The sequence below is a fragment of the Candidatus Trichorickettsia mobilis genome (assembly GCF_963422225.1).
Lineage (GTDB): Bacteria > Pseudomonadota > Alphaproteobacteria > Rickettsiales > Rickettsiaceae > Trichorickettsia > Trichorickettsia mobilis_B.
In genome coordinates this window covers 1,617,691-1,635,058 of record NZ_OY728607.1, presented here as the reverse complement: position 1 = coordinate 1,635,058, position 17,368 = coordinate 1,617,691, and the positions used below count along the sequence as shown (strand labels likewise).

Annotated in this window: 19 protein-coding genes; 13 read left to right on the top strand and 6 right to left on the bottom strand. The window is 33.8% G+C overall.

Going from position 1 to position 17,368, the window contains the following annotated elements; translation table 11 throughout:
• Positions 1-2 precede the first annotated feature (2 nt).
• The 4 genes from R2I74_RS07840 (at position 3) to R2I74_RS07825 (ending at position 4,170) form a co-directional block, all read left to right on the top strand.
• The gene (locus tag R2I74_RS07840; protein WP_316355130.1) at positions 3-1,826 is read left to right on the top strand and encodes a tetratricopeptide repeat protein; all 1,824 of its coding nucleotides are present in this window, start codon (positions 3-5) and stop codon (positions 1,824-1,826) included.
• Complete coding sequence (locus R2I74_RS07835) at positions 1,823-2,782, top strand: UDP-glucuronic acid decarboxylase family protein (protein WP_316355128.1); 960 nt, start codon at positions 1,823-1,825, stop codon at positions 2,780-2,782. The genes R2I74_RS07840 and R2I74_RS07835 overlap by 4 nt, the downstream gene beginning before the upstream one ends.
• Before the next feature lie 214 nt (positions 2,783-2,996).
• Positions 2,997-3,826 (top strand): IS5 family transposase gene (locus tag R2I74_RS07830; protein ID WP_316353078.1). Its coding sequence is split into 2 segments (ribosomal slippage): positions 2,997-3,387 and positions 3,387-3,826, totalling 831 coding nucleotides; the frame shifts between segments, so codons are not numbered across the junction.
• 17 nt (positions 3,827-3,843) lie between these two features.
• On the top strand, positions 3,844-4,170 hold the full coding sequence (locus tag R2I74_RS07825; RefSeq protein ID WP_316355126.1) for a transposase: 327 nt from the start codon (positions 3,844-3,846) through the stop codon (positions 4,168-4,170).
• A 269-nt stretch (positions 4,171-4,439) separates the two neighbouring features.
• Here R2I74_RS07825 and R2I74_RS07820 read toward each other — a convergent pair whose 3' ends face one another.
• The 3 genes from R2I74_RS07820 to R2I74_RS07810 all read right to left on the bottom strand — a co-directional run bounded on the left by R2I74_RS07820 (position 4,440) and on the right by R2I74_RS07810 (position 6,375).
• Positions 4,440-5,228: a hypothetical protein gene (locus R2I74_RS07820; RefSeq protein ID WP_316355124.1), complete on the bottom strand. Its 789-nt coding sequence runs from the start codon at positions 5,226-5,228 to the stop codon at positions 4,440-4,442.
• 252 nt (positions 5,229-5,480) lie between these two features.
• Entirely contained in the window at positions 5,481-6,170 is a 690-nt protein-coding gene (locus R2I74_RS07815) for a hypothetical protein (protein WP_316355123.1), read from the bottom strand.
• The gene (locus R2I74_RS07810; RefSeq protein WP_316355121.1) at positions 6,160-6,375 is read right to left on the bottom strand and encodes a hypothetical protein; all 216 of its coding nucleotides are present in this window, start codon (positions 6,373-6,375) and stop codon (positions 6,160-6,162) included. Before R2I74_RS07810 ends, R2I74_RS07815 begins: the two co-directional genes overlap by 11 nt.
• A 265-nt stretch (positions 6,376-6,640) precedes the next feature.
• On the opposite strand from R2I74_RS07810, the gene R2I74_RS07805 reads away from it, so the two are divergent.
• The 4 genes from R2I74_RS07805 (at position 6,641) to R2I74_RS07795 (ending at position 9,976) form a co-directional block, all read left to right on the top strand.
• Positions 6,641-7,645 carry an IS701 family transposase gene (locus tag R2I74_RS07805; protein ID WP_316353273.1) on the top strand — a complete coding sequence of 335 codons (1,005 nt, stop codon included), beginning with the start codon at positions 6,641-6,643 and terminating at the stop codon, positions 7,643-7,645.
• 186 nt (positions 7,646-7,831) lie between these two features.
• On the top strand, positions 7,832-8,683 hold the full coding sequence (locus R2I74_RS07800; RefSeq protein ID WP_394355838.1) for an IS91 family transposase: 852 nt from the start codon (positions 7,832-7,834) through the stop codon (positions 8,681-8,683).
• Positions 8,653-8,841 carry a transposase gene (locus R2I74_RS08245; protein WP_394355837.1) on the top strand — a complete coding sequence of 63 codons (189 nt, stop codon included), beginning with the start codon at positions 8,653-8,655 and terminating at the stop codon, positions 8,839-8,841. Before R2I74_RS07800 ends, R2I74_RS08245 begins: the two co-directional genes overlap by 31 nt.
• 646 nt (positions 8,842-9,487) lie before the next feature.
• Positions 9,488-9,976: a methylated-DNA--[protein]-cysteine S-methyltransferase gene (locus tag R2I74_RS07795; RefSeq protein ID WP_316355356.1), complete on the top strand. Its 489-nt coding sequence runs from the start codon at positions 9,488-9,490 to the stop codon at positions 9,974-9,976.
• 178 nt (positions 9,977-10,154) lie between these two features.
• Here the strand turns inward: R2I74_RS07795 and R2I74_RS07790 are convergent, their stop codons facing one another.
• Positions 10,155-11,828, bottom strand: a complete 1,674-nt coding sequence (locus R2I74_RS07790; RefSeq protein WP_316355120.1) for a ribonuclease J — start codon at positions 11,826-11,828, stop codon at positions 10,155-10,157.
• A gap of 79 nt (positions 11,829-11,907) precedes the next feature.
• On the opposite strand from R2I74_RS07790, the gene R2I74_RS07785 reads away from it, so the two are divergent.
• Both R2I74_RS07785 and R2I74_RS07780 read left to right on the top strand, forming a co-directional pair.
• Entirely contained in the window at positions 11,908-12,591 is a 684-nt protein-coding gene (locus tag R2I74_RS07785) for a phosphatase PAP2 family protein (protein ID WP_316355119.1), read from the top strand.
• Complete coding sequence (locus R2I74_RS07780; RefSeq protein ID WP_316355118.1) at positions 12,567-13,349, top strand: NAD kinase; 783 nt, start codon at positions 12,567-12,569, stop codon at positions 13,347-13,349. Before R2I74_RS07785 ends, R2I74_RS07780 begins: the two co-directional genes overlap by 25 nt.
• Before the next feature lie 142 nt (positions 13,350-13,491).
• Here the strand turns inward: R2I74_RS07780 and R2I74_RS07775 are convergent, their stop codons facing one another.
• A complete protein-coding gene (locus R2I74_RS07775) occupies positions 13,492-13,833 on the bottom strand; it encodes a hypothetical protein (protein ID WP_316355117.1) in 342 nt (113 codons plus the stop codon).
• 87 nt (positions 13,834-13,920) lie between these two features.
• On the opposite strand from R2I74_RS07775, the gene R2I74_RS07770 reads away from it, so the two are divergent.
• Positions 13,921-14,274: an IS630 transposase-related protein gene (locus R2I74_RS07770; protein WP_316353116.1), complete on the top strand. Its 354-nt coding sequence runs from the start codon at positions 13,921-13,923 to the stop codon at positions 14,272-14,274.
• A complete protein-coding gene (locus tag R2I74_RS07765; RefSeq protein WP_316355231.1) occupies positions 14,213-14,746 on the top strand; it encodes an IS630 family transposase in 534 nt (177 codons plus the stop codon). The genes R2I74_RS07770 and R2I74_RS07765 overlap by 62 nt, the downstream gene beginning before the upstream one ends.
• A gap of 19 nt (positions 14,747-14,765) precedes the next feature.
• Here the strand turns inward: R2I74_RS07765 and R2I74_RS07760 are convergent, their stop codons facing one another.
• Complete coding sequence (locus R2I74_RS07760) at positions 14,766-15,701, bottom strand: hypothetical protein (RefSeq protein ID WP_316355116.1); 936 nt, start codon at positions 15,699-15,701, stop codon at positions 14,766-14,768.
• A 296-nt stretch (positions 15,702-15,997) separates the two neighbouring features.
• Here R2I74_RS07760 and R2I74_RS07755 point away from each other — a divergent pair, with 296 nt between their 5' ends.
• Complete coding sequence (locus R2I74_RS07755) at positions 15,998-17,368, top strand: TolC family protein (RefSeq protein ID WP_316355114.1); 1,371 nt, start codon at positions 15,998-16,000, stop codon at positions 17,366-17,368.

Sequence of the window (17,368 nt, the reverse complement as noted above, 5' to 3'; positions counted from 1 at the left end):
TTATGTCTAAAGTAGAAGTGAAATCAAATGCAAAAACTATAACAAATGAAGATGGAACAACCTCAATTTCATTTGATGAATCCTACCTTCTCACTCTTTATGAACAGAAAAAAATTGATACTTTATGCAATGAAATATATATTATTCTTGCATTTTTTTATAACAATTCCTATTTCAAGATGAATAGTTCTCTATATGAGTTTTTAAATCATTTTTTACAAACTTTTTTTCATTTAATATGTCGCCTAGATTTTATTATTCCTGCTTCTTGTGAGGAGATTTTTGTTCGATTGAATAGTACTATTTGTAATATGGCCGCCATGTCCAGTCACAAAACCACATGCGTCCCTCTATCTATAATTCTATCACAAAAAGATAGTAATTGGCCAAAAATATTGATGTTATTAAATCCTTATAACTCGCTTCAATTGAGCCCTAAATTATTATTCGATCTTAGCCCAAGTTTGGCTTCTATATGGTATAGTTCATATCTCTTTCATTCTGGCATTACTGCTCATCCAACGTGCTCCCGTAATTTAAGTTATGCATTAAAAAATGTTGATGAAAGATTACTTATAAAGTATCTAGATCCTGGATCGATTATGTTTTTATCAACTAACTACGATTGTGAAAATGATAAATTGATCAAATACAAGCTAAATCAGTTGCTCTCTGATACTGTGGGAGAATTTAAAGTATTAAAAAAACCTAATAAGAAAAAAATAGCCATTGCATCAGCAAAATGGTTTAGCGTTACAGCAGTGTATAAAAGTTTAGCTCCTTTAATCAACAGTTTAAAAGATGATTATGAGCTTACTCTTATTAACTTTGGCAAAGAAAGATATGAGAATATGGATTATTCTGTTTTTAAAGAAACTATCTTTATCGACCCTATGAATGATGGGGCTTTGGGTATATCTGCACAAGATATTAATGTCGTTATTTATCCAGATATTGGTATGACATTCGAAAGTATTTTCTTCTCTAATGTTCGTATTGCTCCTATTCAAGTTTGTATGTATGGACACCCTGTTTCTACTTTTGGTTCAAAAATTGATTATTTTATTGGTGGTCAAGATGTTGAAGATGTACCAAATGCAGCTAAGAACTATTCTGAACGCCTTGTTTTAATTCCAGGCCTGGCTGCACAAGCCATATGGCCAAATTATAAAAAACAAGATCTTTATAAACCACAAGCAGATAAAATTTTTATCTGTTGTGGTTGGGCAGCCTCTAAATATAATTACCCAATGTTATTAAATTTACGTAAAATTATTGAGCGTGCAAATCAGTATGTTGTATTTCGCATTATAGCTGGTGGCTTAACTATGCAAAATGAATTCATTCCATTTTGTAAAAATGTAACAGATGTTTTAGGAGCAGAGCATGTAGAAATTTCTCCGGCTGCTTCCTACAATTATTATATGGGTATCATTGAATCCTCAGATTTTGCTATAGACAGCTATCCATTTGGAGGATTCAACACGGTTGTTGATTATTTGTACCTTGAAAAACCAACTATTACTTACGAATCTTCTAAAGCTTACGGCCGTTTTGCCTCGGCTATTTTACGCAAGCTCAAAGCTGAGGATTTTATAGCCTACTCAGATGAAGAATATATCTCAAAAACAGTTGAATTAATCAATAACCCAGAAAAATTAAAGCAAGCACAAAATTTATTTAAACTTGAAGATATCAAACAAGTAATAGATCATCTAACAGACAATCATTATTTTAAAAAAGCTATTGATGATTTAATTAAGAATCACACAAAATATTCAAAACAGAATCACAAAGACCCAATTATAATAGAAAGAGACCTATGAATAATAAAATACTCATTGCTGGTGGAGCCGGGTTTTTAGGAACAAATTTAGCTCATTATTTAAAAGATAAAGCACAATCTATAACCATAGTTGATAATCTATGCACAGGGTCTTTGAGTAACCTAAAGACATTAGAAAAATATCAAAACATTAAATTTATAAAACATGATATTATTAATCAATTTGATTTTAAAGATGAAAAATATGATGTTATCTTTAACCTAGCTAGTCCAGCAAGCCCTATTCCTTACCAAAAAAATCCTATTTTTACCTTAAAAACAAATGTTATTGGAACCCTAAATTTGCTGGAAATTGCAAAAAAGCATAAAGCTATTTTTTTTCAAGCTTCTACTTCTGAAGTTTATGGAGATCCTGAGAAACATCCACAAACTGAAGATTATTGGGGAAACGTTAATCCTATTGGAATCAGATCTTGTTATGATGAAGGTAAAAGGGCAGCTGAAGCACTTAGCATGGATTACAAAAGATATCATGGTGTTCAAGTTAAAATTATAAGAATTTTCAACACTTATGGGCCCTTCATGGATCCAGAAGATGGTCGTGTTGTTAGTAATTTTATTACTCAAGCATTACAAGGTTTACCCTTAACTATGTATGGTCAAGGAGAGCAAACGAGATCTCTTTGTTATGTCGATGATTTGCTAAAAGGCATAATGGCAATGGTTAACTCTGATGTTACAGGCCCTGTTAACATTGGTAACCCTGAAGAAATAACAGTGAAGGATTTGGCAAATCTTATTATCAATCTGTGCCAATCTAAGAGCCAAATTGTTTATTGCCCTTTACCATTAGACGACCCTAAAAAACGTTGTCCGGATATTAGCCTAGCTAAAACGTTAGGGTGGCAACCGCAAATATTGCTAAAAGATGGTTTACTAAAAGCGATTTATTATTTTAAAACGAGGATGCTTAATGAACCATACGTGTCAAGTTAAGCCATAATAACAGCAGGCTTCAATAATTATAGGAAGCATCTCTCATTTTGATTTAAATTGGTAATTTGCGCATTTATGGGTATTTGATTTGTATAGAGTTTTAATAACTTAGTCTGTGACCGCCATCCTGATATAGGAGTGCGTAAGATATTAGACCTCTTTCGAAACTGGACTAAATATGCTATAAAGTCGAATTTACTTAATTTAGAACTATATGAGATATAAAAATTTAAGCATTTTATCGGAAGAGCATTTTAGAAGATTAACTGGGGTAAGAAATAGTACATTCGAAAAGATGGTAGGGATTTTAAAGACAGAGAAACAAATAAATAGGAGGTACCAAGGTGGCAGAAGAGCTAGTCTTAGTATGGAAGACAGCCTATTAATGACACTTGAATATTTAAGGGAATACCGTACCTATTTTCATATAGCTAAGAATTATGGGGTTAGCGAAAGCAGTGCATTTAAAACAATTCGTTTTGTTGAAGACACTCTAATAAAACATCCGGATTTTGCTCTTCCAGGTAAGAAGGCTCTAGTTAAAAGCGGTATGGAGTATGAATTAGTTTTAATAGATGCTACAGAAAGCCCTATAGAGCGACCCCAAAAAAACAGAAATACTATTACTCAGGTAAAAAGAAAAGACATACGTTAAAGACTCAAATAGTAGTAGATAAGAAAAGCAAACGAGTCATATGCACTTCTTTTTCCAATGGTAAGCGTCATGATTTTAAATTATTTAAAGAATCAAGAACCCATATACTGCCTGAGGTTAAAGTGATTACTGATACTGGTTATCAAGGCTTACAGAAGATTCATACAAATTCTGAGCTACCAAAAAAAAAGAGTAAAAAGAATGCTTTAACCAAAGAAGATAAGAAAAATAATAGAAGTTTAGCAAGTGACAGAGTATTAAATGAAAATGTTATAGGTATGTTAAAGCGTTTTAAAATAATTGCTGATAAATATCGAAATAGACGCAAAAGATTTGGTCTTAGGTTCAATTTAATTGCTGGTTTATATAATTGGGATCTTGGTAAATGAGTTTCGAAAGAGGTCTAATGAATAAATTCTTAGAAGACCTTTCTCTCACTACTCAAAGCAACCGACATATAGCTTTACTAATGGATAATGCAGGTTGGCACACAGCCAAAAAACTAACTGTTCCAAGCAATATCACTTTGATACCGCTTCCGCCTTATGCACCAGAACTTAATGCAATGGAACAAGTTTGGGAGTGGATCAAAAATCATTTCTTGTCTAACCAATGTTACGGTGCATATGAAGATATTGTCACTATGGCTTGTTACGCTTGGAATCAACTTGCTCAGAATGTAGATTTAGTAAAATCAATTATGTATAGAGACTGGATAAATACACCGTGTTAATTATTGCAATTGGTATAATATAGTGCGGTTATATATTTTCTCATGATACTCTTTAAAATTTGTTCTAAGTCTTTTATAGAGTTCTCTAATTCCTTGTATATAACCGCCTTCTTGCCATCTTCTAATCCAGAACTAAGGTTAAAAGTGTTAACTCCTTATAAATTTATAATAAGCACTTGGCAAAAAAGAGCCAAATCTGTTTATTTTAAATCCAACCCATCAGATATTGGAACTAAACCTATAGCACCATTCACGTGTGTTGATACAACTTACCTTCGTTGGTTGTTCGACTGTGTGTTATCCTGTTCTATTTTTTTTGTATTTACTACCGCAGTATATTTGCCAATATTTGGCTGTTTACCTTCAGTTGAATTACTTTGTACAAGGTTTTGTTCTTTTGTTAGATTTCTTAGTTTTTGTTTCAGAGCTTCAGGATTAAGTTTACCAACCTCAAGCAACTCTTTATATTCATTAGGCGAATTTTTAGCAAGATTTCGAGCATCTTCCGAACATAAAAGCTCTATGCTGTTTTTCAACAATGGTCGTACAGGCGTCGGCTTACTCAATAATAAACTTGGTAATGGTAATGAAGAAAGAACTGGGACTCCTAATGAATTCTGAGCAAGTGTGGTAGCTTGCGAAACAGGTTGTACAGGCATCGCTGCATTAACCACCTCCCTATATAATAAAGGTGAGTCTTTGGCGAGTTTACAAGCATCGTCTGAGGACAAAGCCTTTATACGTGATGAATCTAGTGTAGTTTTAATACTAATATCAACTAAATATTGATATTCTGAATACGCATCCTTAACAAATTCTTTAATATTTGGGTTGCCCAAAGCCTTTATTTTCTCTATTTTCTCAGCTGTCATTATTGTTTTATCTTCAGCAATAGCAGTGACCAAGTAATTGAAAGCTATTTCCTCATGTTCAATAGGTTTTGTTTGACCAACTTTTGTCATAGCTCCAAGACCATTGATAGAAAATAGTATATCAGTATCCTTTCCAATAAGCTCTATGGCTTTTATCATTGTATCTATGCTATACTTTTCTTTCACACTTAAACAAACTTCTATCCCGCGAGAATAATTGATTAGAATCTCTTCTTGTAATTTTCTATCTAGTTTCTCGATTCCGCATGTCTTTGCAATAAAATTAAGCAACTGAACGCTTTTTCCCGCGCCGGACTCTAATTGTGTTGTTAAGAGCTTCGTATTATACTTATCGGAATCAACTATTATTTGGCGCCAACTATTAATAATGTTTGCATTAATTTGCTTTTCTGTAATTTGTTCAAACTTTGCCTTATATTATTCCTTGATCGTTTCTACATTTGTCTCTTGCCATTTACCAGGAAATGATTGAATTTTATTTAATTCATCAAGTACCGCACAATATTTGGTGTATAAATAATTTCCTGCTTCTTTCAGTTTTTCTTCAGGTTTTGAATCTGACTTAGACATTATTGCAGAGAGATCTTGGATATTTTCTAGCGTTCCAGCAAGTTTTAAGGAATTTACAAATTGCTCAGGATTATCTACTCTATGCTTACCTACCGGTGTAGTATGAGGAGCTAGATTTCTAAATTCTACTAACTTGCCCTCTTTGTCTATGATACTAATATTTTCCTGTATACCTTGCAATATGCTATTTGCAACCCATGCTGGTAAGTCAAAGTTTTGATTATTTGATTCTAACAATTGGTAATCAAAGAGATTGAGTGTAAGATTAGCATGTGCCGGGTTTTTTGAAGAAGCATGTAGTATAAATAAAACGTCAGTAGGTTTGGCTATATCGCCTCTTTCTTGCATCTTTTCTAAATCTTTCTTAACTTGACCAGCAAAACAAGAAGTAATAATGGCTACCTTTCCTGGTATCTTGCTTAATAATTCAATTGTTTTAATATGATCTGTTTGTCCTACCTGGATAGTGCCATTGATAGCCTTGGTAGTGCCCTGAGTGTCATTAGAATTTGTTTGAAAGCCATTGTTACTCAGCATTATTCCCATGAGCATGCACAAAAAATACTTGGGTATCTTGCAATTTATCCCTCAATGCCTTATCAAACTTATCTTTAGAATTTATTTCCTGAATATCAAGCTTGGATGAATCGTTTTTGGGTATATAGTCAGGCATAAAAGCATCGGGACATAAAAGTACAACTTTACCTTTTGCTTCTTGTACTGTTGGATTTTGTGTTTTCATGTCACACCCTTAATTAAACCCTACGCTTATGCTTCTTCATTTTCTTGTATAGTAAATATTTAGCTTCTTAATTGTTATATAGTCAATTGATTAGAACTTGGTGCGTTGTTGATCAAAGTTCACCTATTATTTATAGGCTTCACTCCTCACGTCTAGCACCCAATTCTACTGAATTGACTATACCAGGACTTCCGCAAGACTAATGAAATTAGATAAGAATCGAGATATTATGGGAGTATAATGTAATTTAGATTGTGAGTATAAGATGACTACAAGAATAGATTATTGTCAGTATTTATTATCGAGCCAGACAAATTATACTATTACAAATTTTGCTGATCATGTAGAAGGTTTAAGCGACGACAGGGTCAGAAGATATCTAGCGAATGCTAAATTATCACCAAGATTAATATGGGAACACGGTAAAGAAGAGATTATCTTCAGCGCTAACGGCAAGTTGCTATTTGACGATAGCGTATTAGATAAAAGTTACTCGAATAATATAGATGAAGTCAGGTATCAATATAGCGGCAATGCCAAGGAAGTAATAAAAGGCATAGGTATTGTGACCTGTGTTTATGTTAATCCTGAAGAGAATAAGTTTTGGATAATAGATTATAGGATATTCAATCCCGATAAAGACGGTTTAACTAAAATAGATCACGTTAAAGAAATGCTGCGTAATGCTCATTATAGCAAAAAGGTTGCATTTAACACAGTACTTATGGATAGTTGGTATGCGACAACCTCGATTCTACTTCAAATAGAAACTATCGGTAAATATTACTATTGTCCTATCAAAAGTAATCGTTTAGTAGACGATAGCAACGGTAATAAGGCTTACTGTAGAGTTGATTCTTTGGATTGGAGTACTGATGATATTAGCAACGGTAAGATTATCAAGATTCATAAATTTCCTAAAGATCATAAAGTGAAATTATTCAGAGTAACTGTTTCTACCAACAGAACTGACTATGTCGTCACAAACGACATGGCTCAAAATTCGCTTGATGCTGTACAACAAGAGTATGGCTTCAGGTGGAAGATTGAGGAATTTCATCGTGAAGTCAAGCAAGTCACCGGTATTGAAAAGTGCCAATGTAGAATAGGAAGAATACAGAGAAATCATATAGCTTGCGCTATCATGGTCTGGAATTGTTTGAAAAAAGCTGCAAATGCTGCTTCTAGCACCGTATATCAGCTAAAGAGCGGGTTATTAAGGAACTATTTAATCCAGGAATTAAAGAGCCCTGTCGTGCGATTTGCGTAAGTCCTGTATACATAAAAATTACTACTTTAGTAGTTAAGTACAAGATAAGCCACCTATCGGTGGCAGCTTAGCTTTTTACATCTCTTGCCAACTTCTGTTATCAAAGGTAATATGCAAGTCATTACAAATAATCAGAGTAAAAGATGGAAATAATCGGTAAAGGAATCTCTATAAAACATATTTTTCTTGATCGGGGTAATTGGCGTCGATTTCACTGAAAAATATAGCGAGCTGAGGTATGGTATTATCTTTAACGTTACTAAAGTTATATTGTGCGGAACGAAATATTTAGGATTTAAGAGTTATAGCTGCCCTACATGTGATCACGGTAAATCAGTAGTATTTAGTTGTAAAGGTAGATTTTGTTCTCGTTGCGGTAAGAAGCAAACAGATCAATGGATAAGTAAAGCTACCAATGTTCTACCAAAGACACGTTGGCAGCACATTACATTTACAATGCCCGACTCATTATGGCCAATATTTTGGCTTAATCGCAATCTGTTTGGATTAATTTCTGCTGTTGCCGCCGGAATTATTAAGGAAATAGCAACAAAGAAAAAGATTGTAGTCGCTATATTTACTGCCCTGCACACCTTCGGTAGAGATTTAAAACGTAATGTTCATATCCATTTATCGGTTACTTGCGGCGGTATAGATAGCAAGGGTAATTGGCGTAAATTATTTTTCCCTGCCGAGCCTATTAAAAAAATGTGGAGACATAGAATTCTTGAGTTATTTCGCTCAGAATACGCCTCAAGTAATTTGAAATTACCGTCGAAATATCAAAATGATGGCGATTTTAACAACTGGATGATCGGCCTATATGAAATCAGTTGGTATGTTTATTTGCAAAAACCATCAGACGATCATAAACGCAACATAAACTATTTAGGGCGATATATAAAACGACCTCCTATTTCTGAGGCAAGAATAGAGGAATATGATGGACTGCAAGTAACGTTTAGATTTCTTGACCACCACTACAATAACACGATTGATCACGTCACATGCCTGTACTGCAGTTTATATCTAGCCTGATTATGCACATACCCGATCGTTATTTTCGAATAATAAGGTACTACGGCTTTTTATCTAACAGAACTAGAGGAATACAACTACCTATTGTATATAAGGCGATAAACCAAATTATACCTAAGAAAATCAAGTCATTGAACTGGAGATTAATGATTGGTTAAACTTTAAAAAAGATCCGTTATCTTGTCCAAACTGTAATCAATTTATGAGCCTGAGACAGGTTTATTACGGTTTATCTCCACCCTTGTTATTAGTGAAGATCAATGAATTATTGTGAACGCCTCGGTGATATTCATATGGTGAACCGTTGCTTCACGCCACGTTAATATAATTTTAAAAAATTGGCCTATTTTGAGATAGATTTTAAGAGAAGATTTTTATACAAGTGTCAATAATTTCTAATATCACAATTTAACAACCAAATTTTTAAAGAAAATTTTAAAATTTTCAAAAAAATATTTTTGGTAAAATTTTTGAAATTCCTATACTATTAATTAATTTTTTAACAAATAACTTACTTATTTAAAGCTCTGTTGTAAAGAACCACAAATAAAAAATCAATACCTGAATTTCGGTCGCACATTTTTTTGGAGTCATTATAATAACCCTATAGCGATATGCCTAAATGACCGACACTATTAAGTGATTTTGCTTAAGGCTAAGCGATTATTAATGTAGGATATAATGATGACAGAAGCACAAAAACAAGAGTTTTACCAAGCACTAATTGATAAATTTGCCAAAAAAAACGATAATGGGCATCACAAAGTGCTTACATGCTCTTGGCTTGACACAAAGCTTGGCTCAATGATTGCAATTAGTGATGATGATGGTCTTTACCTTTTAGAATTTGTCGACCGGCGCGGTTTAGAGCGTGAGGTTGAAAGGCTTAGAAAAAAGACATTCGCTACTATTATTCCAGGTAGTACTGATCCAATTCAATCGATCACCATCGAGCTTAAATCTTACTTCGATGGTCTACTTACGGAATTTAAAACGCCCATTCACCTTTTAGGTAGCCCATTTCAAAGGCTTGTTTGGGAAGAGCTAATGCGCATTCCATATGGACAAACGCGAACTTATGCAGAGCAAAGCAAAGCTATTGGAAAACACACAGCTTACCGTGCTGTTGCGAATGCCAATGGTGCCAATCAACTAGCAATTGTCATTCCCTGTCACCGTATCATTAATAGCAATGGCAATCTTGGGGGATATGGTGGTGGCATCACGCGCAAACAATGGCTTATCAATCATGAGAAACAAGGATTTATAAAATTAGTAAAAAATTTGTCTTGAAAAATCAGTTCATTATAGTTTTCAACTACTTTTACTATAGTAAGAGTCGTAGAGACGAAGGTCAAAATTGAAGAAGTGCTAGGAGTTCCGAAGTCGAGTACCGCAGCGCACTTTTGGGTGCGTGAGGAACGCAGATCTTTGGATACGACAACGCAATTCTCAATTTTCACCGAAGTATCTAGTCGAGAGTTTGTACGTTTACTATAATAGATGGTGATTTATTAATCTCTTGTTTTATGATTCTACGAAGAATTGAACGAGTCGCCTCTTCAATTTGATCATTAGTTAACCTACCACTGCTATTATTCTTTAAAATATTCAACTTCTCCACAACTTCATTTCTTATATCATTAATTAGCTCTATATCGTCTTGAGGATCAAGTACCCCGGGAGTAGATATAATAGGCTTAGATATTTTACCATGTTTGTCGACTACCACTGAAGCAATTACTATACCAGTATCTCTCATCTTTCTGCGCATCTTAAATATCGATGATTCAGCTGGTAATAAATAATTTCCATCTACTGCCAAATATCCTGTATCAACCTTATCAATTATTTTGGAATGCACAGCATCTAATAATACTACGCTACCATTTTCCACTTCTACTGTTTGAGGGATACCACATCTTTTTGCAAGCTTAGCATGTTCATGAATATGCACCGGTTCTCCATGCACAGGAATACATAATTGTGGCCGGATCAGAGAATACATTTTCTTTAACTCATCAATTGCCGGATGACCTGATACATGAACAAAATGATCTCTTTCAGTAATCACTTCAATTCCAGCTTTAACACAAACATTGAATAAACGAAAAATCTTTTTTTCATTACCAGGAATAATTTTTGATGAAAAAATTACTGTATCTTTTGGCGCAAGTTTGATCGAATGATGATTATTACTGGCCATCTTCGCCATTGCAGCCAACGGCTCTCCTTGACAACCAGTGGCAATTATCAATAATTCTTCCCTTCTGAACCTGGCAATATCACGCTCATCAACCAGAGGCGCAATATCCGTTAAATATCCACTATCCTGAGCTGCAAGCAACATTCGATGCAAACTACGACCGGTAAGCGCTACTTTTCTTCCAGTTTGCTGACCAGCATGAATTAAGGTATCAAGACGTGCTAAATTAGAAGCAAAAGTGGTTACCACTACTAGCTTGGGACAACCAGCAATAATATCAACAATACTTTTACGAACATCTCCTTCAGAACCAGAAGTACCAGTATTAAATACATTGGTTGAATCACATACTAAAGCTAGAACACCTTCATCTCCAAATTTTCTTAATAAATCTTCATCGGCACATTTACCAATTAATGGATCATTATCAAACTTCCAATCGCCAGTATGTAAAATATTTCCAGCTTTGGTGCGGATCATAATCGCCTGCATCTCAGGAGCCGAATGAGTCAAAGAAGCCATTTCTAATAAGAAAGGTGATAAATCAATTTTACTACCCGGGCTTACTGTATTAATTTTTATATTTTTAGCAAAACTATACTCTGCTAATCTTAGTTTTAAGAAATTAGCTGTAAAAGTTGTGGCATATATCGGACACTGGATACTATTCCATAAATATTGCACTGCGCCAAGATGATCTTCATGCGCATGTGTTAGTACCAACCCCACTAAATCTTTCTTGCGTGCAGCAATAAAATCAAGATTAGCTACCAACATTTCTACACCAGGCAGATACTCATCAGCAAACCCGCTGCCACAGTCAATCATCAACCATTTTCCTTTATAATGGTACAAATTAACATTAATACCGATCTCATTGGAGCCACCTAAAGGAATAAATAATAAATTTTCGTGATGATTTTTATGATTGAATGACATATGAATTATATACTATAATTATTGTGTTTATTAATAAACTTGTTGAAATCCTTATAACCTATTCTCAGCCATCAGTCCAATGATTAATAATCGCCTAATCTATATTAATATAATATTATCCGGGATATTGTTTGGATTATTAGTAAGCTACCCTACCCTTGATCTCAAATTTTCTCAACTTTTTTATGATCATGATCACGGTTTCATCTACCGTAATCATTTTATGGTCAGACTCTTATTTTTACTGATTCCACCACTTACTAAAATCTTTGTTGCCGCTTGTATTATTTTCTTATGTTTTCAACGTTATAAGCATAAAAACTTCAAAAAAACTTTATCATCATCGGCTGCTTATTTGATCATCACCGTAGCAATTGGCCCTGGGTTAATGGTTAATCAAATATTAAAAAATGAAATCGGTCGTGCAAGACCAGCACAAATCACCGAGTTTGGCGGTAGCAAGAATTTTACGGCAGCGGCAATAATCGCTAATCAATGTCATCATAATTGCTCTTTTCCATCTGGTCATGCAGCAATGGCGTATTATTGTACTATATTAGCCTACGTTACCTCACTATTTTCTAACAAAAACAAAAAATATTTTACTATAATCTATATTTCTGCACTTTTATTTGGTACATTAACTGGCCTTAGTCGAATATTAATGGGCGGGCATTTCTTAAGTGATGTCATCGCATCTTGTTTTATAATACTGACAATCAATCATTTATTATTTCTATGGTGGCAAAAGCAACAAATTTAAATAATATTTTTATTATCCACAATCAATCACTCAAAGCTCTAGAAATTATAGAGCGGCTAAAAATATTTTATGATTATACTACACCAGAGAAAGCTGGGCTGATTGTAGTTATTGGAGGAGATGGTGAATTACTACATGCTTTACACAAATATATGCACTTAAATATTCCATTTTATGGGATCAATGCCGGTAGTATAGGCTTCTTAATGAATTCATTAACTGATTCAGACCTACCACTTAATATTCATGAAGCCACCATCACACATTTACACCCATTAACAATGGAAGCAGTAGCTTTTAATGGGATTACTTATTCAGCACTAGCGATCAATGAAGCTTCAATATTTAGAAAAACCAATCAAGCAGCCAAATTTCGGATAGAAGTTGATGGTATTGAAAGAATGCCAGAATTAATAGCTGATGGCGCGATAGTATCTACCCCAGCTGGCAGCAGCGCATATAATTTATCTGCGGGCGGAACCATATTACCGCTATCATCAAATCTTTTATGTCTTACTCCCATCTGCCCGTTTCGTCCCAGACGTTGGCAAGGGGCATTGTTACCATCCTCCTCTTTAATAAAATTTGATATATTTGAAAATTATAAAAGACCAGTAAATGCTGTGGCTGATTTTCAAGAATTTGAAAATATCAAATCAGTTACCGTACGTTCGTTACAAAACAAAGTCATTAAATTATTATTCGATCAACATCATAGTCTTGAAGATCGAATCATTAAAGAACAATTTTATGGCTAGTGACGAGCATTAATGAACTGTATTAAAACGTACTAATATAAAGTCAACCCGAAACAAGTTCGGGATGACTTTATGTGCGTGGAATTATGTACTAATATCAAAATGACTATAATTAATTTAATCAACTCGGAAACATCAAACTCTAGCTCTTGCTCAAATTTTGTGGAGACAACTGTTTTTCCTGTTTATCAAGACTTACCTCAGTCTTAAAGTCTAATCCTAAAATCTTTGCAACTGACGATTCTTTAGCTTGCTTCAATAGTTTATCTGGTGAAAATAACAATATACCTTTCAGTAGCCCCATCATATCTTTAGCAATAGCATCTGCCACTGTTTTACCTTGTGGTATTTTATTAAAATCAGCTTGTAATTCTTTGTGTAAAGCTAGAGTCATTACTAATGATTCCTGTTGCTGTACTATTTTTGCAAAAACACCAGTTGCTGGAACGGTAGTTTTATCTAACGATTTTTCAATTTCAAGCATTTTATTATCTATTTTCAGCTGTGTAGATTTTATAGCTAAACCTCTATAAAACGGTTATAATCAAAGGGTATAATTAAAATAATTGTTATGACATATTCGATAGATTTTAGAAAGAAAGTACTGGCTATCAAAGAAAAAGAGAAGATGAGTTTTGAATCAATATCAAAACGTTTTGGAGTAGGAAAAAACACGGTATTTGTATGGACTAAAAAAATATCTCCTCTAAAGAATAGGAATAGAGCTTCGAAAAAAATACCGATTGATAAATTGAGAGAAGACGTGGTGCAATATAGTGACGCGTATCAATATGAAAGAGCTGAGCGGTTAGGAGTGAGTAAATCTGGAATACAAAAAGCATTAAAGAAGTTGAACATTACGTATAAAAAAAGCTTTAAAACATCCGAAGGCAAAAGAAGAAGAGAGGTTAGAATTTCAGAATAAGATAAAAAAGTACGAGGCAGAGGAAAAAGTTATTGTCTTTACCGATGAGAGCGGGTTTGTCCATAGCGCGCCTAGAACTCACGGATATTCGGCAAAAGGCAAGAGGTGTTATGGTGTTCATGATTGGCATCCGTCAAAAAGAACTAATGTTATAGGGGCATTAGTAGGTAAATCGCTGCTAACCGTGTCAATTTTTGACGGCAATGTTAATACAGTTATTTTTAACAGCTGGGTAGAACAAGATTTAATACCGAAATTACCTAATAATTCCGTGGTTGTGACAGACAATGCAAGTTTCCATAAAAGTCCGTATTTAAAAACTATGATAGAAAAAGCTGGTCATATATTGGAGTACTTACCGCCTTATTCTCCTGATTTGAATCCTATTGAACCAAAATGGGCTCAAGCTAAATCTAGAAGAAGGAAATATCGCTGTGACGTAGACACTCTGTTTGAAAAGTACATGTTATAACCGTTTTATAGGGGTTTAGCTATACTAAATCATTAGGTAAGTTATACTTATCTAATGTAGTATATAAACCTGTTTTTAATGAACCTAACATCTCTTGCGTTTCTTTTTTATTGCTTGGCATTTTTTCAGCAATTTGAGCTATATCTTGAACAAACTTTTTGTCATTCTCATTTTGTTTAACTGCTACAGATACAGTGCTACAGGCTTCTGCACTTAATCCTAAATTAAGTACAGATTTTATTGGAATAGATGCGGTGTTTGATAATTCATTAACTTCCTTGGCTGCATTATAAATCGGCTCTAGTTTCTTATTTTGTTCGATCTCATTTACTCTTTGCTGCAAAGAAGCAACTGTTTTTTCCAGATTATCACAAGCCAAAAAGTTACTAATTTTATCAACAATTCCCACTGCCTTTAACACTAACCCTACTACTGGAAAATACGTACTTACCAAACCTACAAGAGCATTTCCAGCTGCTTTAATAATTTTTTGCGAAACTCCCGGAAAAATTTCATCTATTTGTTTCTCAAATTCTAAAGTAGCACCTAAAACTTTTGCAGCGGATGATACGAGAGTACCGTTAAATAACAATCCCTTCTTTTCTTTGATTCCTTTATTTAGATCATCTGAAGCACTATTGATACTTGCGGTAATTGTACTATGATAAATCTTCTTAGCACCTTCTTGTACTTCTTGAGATTCTGTTGATAATTTTTCAGCAAAATCCTCAAACCCATCTTTTTTTATATTATCTAAATTAGTAACTAATTTTATGGCCATATCAGTTGCCTGGCCATCTAGTATCTTTAAATCATATAATGATCCAACCTCAGCTACTGTTAAATCTTTGGTGTCTTTCGAAATTAGCTTGATCAGCTCCGGAGTTGACTTAGTTAAATTGTCTATTTGTTCTAGTGGAGTTAATGTTAAAAATTGATCTTTTTCTTTTGACATGTTTGGAGTTCCTCAAAGTTTCTCAACAATCTTAGAAACTTATATCCGCTTTTGATATAATTTTCATTAAAACAAACAGTAAATCTTATAATGATACGTGCCTGCTTTATCACATATAATAATGTGTTTATAGTAATAAATTATTATATAGATTGCGAATAAAGCTTTTTTTTCTTAAGATTGAGAGGTATATATATTCTTAAAGATCCTTAAAGATTTTTTGAAGATTTTCTATTGATAATAAAGGATTGAATCTTGCTAAGATTTTACTAAACGTAACCCAAATATAGTTTATTATGCCTATTATATCTAAGTTTATTGCTACAATTATAATAATATTTATTAATTTATCAGCCTTAGCCATTGATTTACAAGAAGCAATAACTAGTGCTTATAATAATAATGATGAATTAAAAGTAATCAGACGTGATTTTTTAGATGAAATCGAACAATTTCCTCAAGCTCTAGCAAGATTCTTGCCGAACATTATTGCTTCAATAGATGCAAGCGATGCCAAAAGCAAAAATATCGGACAATTTGGCAATAGTCCTACAGAGCGAAAAACTTTACAAAATAATATTATCATAGAACAACCAATATTTAATGGTGGTGGAGATGTTGCACTATTAAAAGTAGCACAATCTACATTCAAAGCCTCGCGCGGTAAATATTATGCTTCAGAACAGAAAATTTTGCTTAGTACAATTCAGTCATATTTAGACTATGTAGAAGCACGAGAAAAATACGAAATATCTGAATCCAGCGTCCGTTCTAATCAAAAACAATTGGAAGCGGTAGAAGAAAGGTTAAAAGTAGGAGAATCCACTGAAACTGAATTAGCAAGCGCCAGAGCAGGACTAGCATTAGCTGAAACTAACAAGCTGACAGAATATGCTAATCTACAATCAGCCAAAGCAAATTTTGCCAAAAAATCTGGTCTTACACCGGCAGATGATATTACTATGCCGCCTGTGCCCATAGGCTTACCAGGTACATTTGATGAGTTATCAAAAAGATCATTAGCTGCAAACCCTGAGATCGACTATATTAGACATAGTGCAAATGCTTCTAAAACTAATGAGATCGCTGCTAAATCTGCGCTATTACCACAAGTGAGTTTTAAGGTACAAACCGGAAAAACCTATTATGATCCAGAGACCCAAAATTTTTTGGGTAGTGGTACTACTAATTCCAGAAGCGTAACTTCTAGCCTATCGCTACAAATTCCAATTTATAGCAGAGGAGGAGTAGAATATTCTAAAATACGTAAAGCAAAAAATAGCACTCGTAAAATTGTCCATCAATTAGATGATCAATTGAAACAAAATAATTCTAATTGTATTACTAGCTGGGAAGGTTTTAATGCCGCAAAATCCAAAATTATCGCAGCAACACAAGGAGTTGATGCAGCACAAATCGCATATGATGGCACTGTTGAAGAAGAGAAAGTAGGTTCCAAATCAATATTGGACGTATTAAACGCAGAAGACAGACTTAATAAAGCTAAAATACAAAAAGTTGGAGCCTATAAAGAACATATCCTTGCTGCATACCAAATGAAAAGTTTAATCGGGCAGTTAACTGCAAAGAGTCTAAAATTAAATGTAACTTATTTTATTCCTGAACAAGAGTTTAAAAAAGTTAAAATGAAAATTATAGGATTCTAA

Coding starts and splice junctions, on each gene's coding strand:
- R2I74_RS08245 (WP_394355837.1), top strand. CDS start 8,653: ATGCCTGTACTGCAGTTTATATCTAGCCTGATTATGCACATACCCGAT.
- R2I74_RS07790 (WP_316355120.1), bottom strand. CDS start 11,828: ATGTCATTCAATCATAAAAATCATCACGAAAATTTATTATTTATTCCT.
- R2I74_RS07775 (WP_316355117.1), bottom strand. CDS start 13,833: ATGCTTGAAATTGAAAAATCGTTAGATAAAACTACCGTTCCAGCAACT.
- R2I74_RS07755 (WP_316355114.1), top strand. CDS start 15,998: ATGCCTATTATATCTAAGTTTATTGCTACAATTATAATAATATTTATT.
- R2I74_RS07805 (WP_316353273.1), top strand. CDS start 6,641: ATGACTACAAGAATAGATTATTGTCAGTATTTATTATCGAGCCAGACA.
- R2I74_RS07825 (WP_316355126.1), top strand. CDS start 3,844: ATGAATAAATTCTTAGAAGACCTTTCTCTCACTACTCAAAGCAACCGA.
- R2I74_RS07785 (WP_316355119.1), top strand. CDS start 11,908: ATGATTAATAATCGCCTAATCTATATTAATATAATATTATCCGGGATA.
- R2I74_RS07815 (WP_316355123.1), bottom strand. CDS start 6,170: ATGCTGAGTAACAATGGCTTTCAAACAAATTCTAATGACACTCAGGGC.
- R2I74_RS07810 (WP_316355121.1), bottom strand. CDS start 6,375: ATGAAAACACAAAATCCAACAGTACAAGAAGCAAAAGGTAAAGTTGTA.
- R2I74_RS07835 (WP_316355128.1), top strand. CDS start 1,823: ATGAATAATAAAATACTCATTGCTGGTGGAGCCGGGTTTTTAGGAACA.
- R2I74_RS07795 (WP_316355356.1), top strand. CDS start 9,488: ATGATTGCAATTAGTGATGATGATGGTCTTTACCTTTTAGAATTTGTC.
- R2I74_RS07760 (WP_316355116.1), bottom strand. CDS start 15,701: ATGTCAAAAGAAAAAGATCAATTTTTAACATTAACTCCACTAGAACAA.
- R2I74_RS07840 (WP_316355130.1), top strand. CDS start 3: ATGTCTAAAGTAGAAGTGAAATCAAATGCAAAAACTATAACAAATGAA.
- R2I74_RS07780 (WP_316355118.1), top strand. CDS start 12,567: ATGGTGGCAAAAGCAACAAATTTAAATAATATTTTTATTATCCACAAT.
- R2I74_RS07770 (WP_316353116.1), top strand. CDS start 13,921: ATGACATATTCGATAGATTTTAGAAAGAAAGTACTGGCTATCAAAGAA.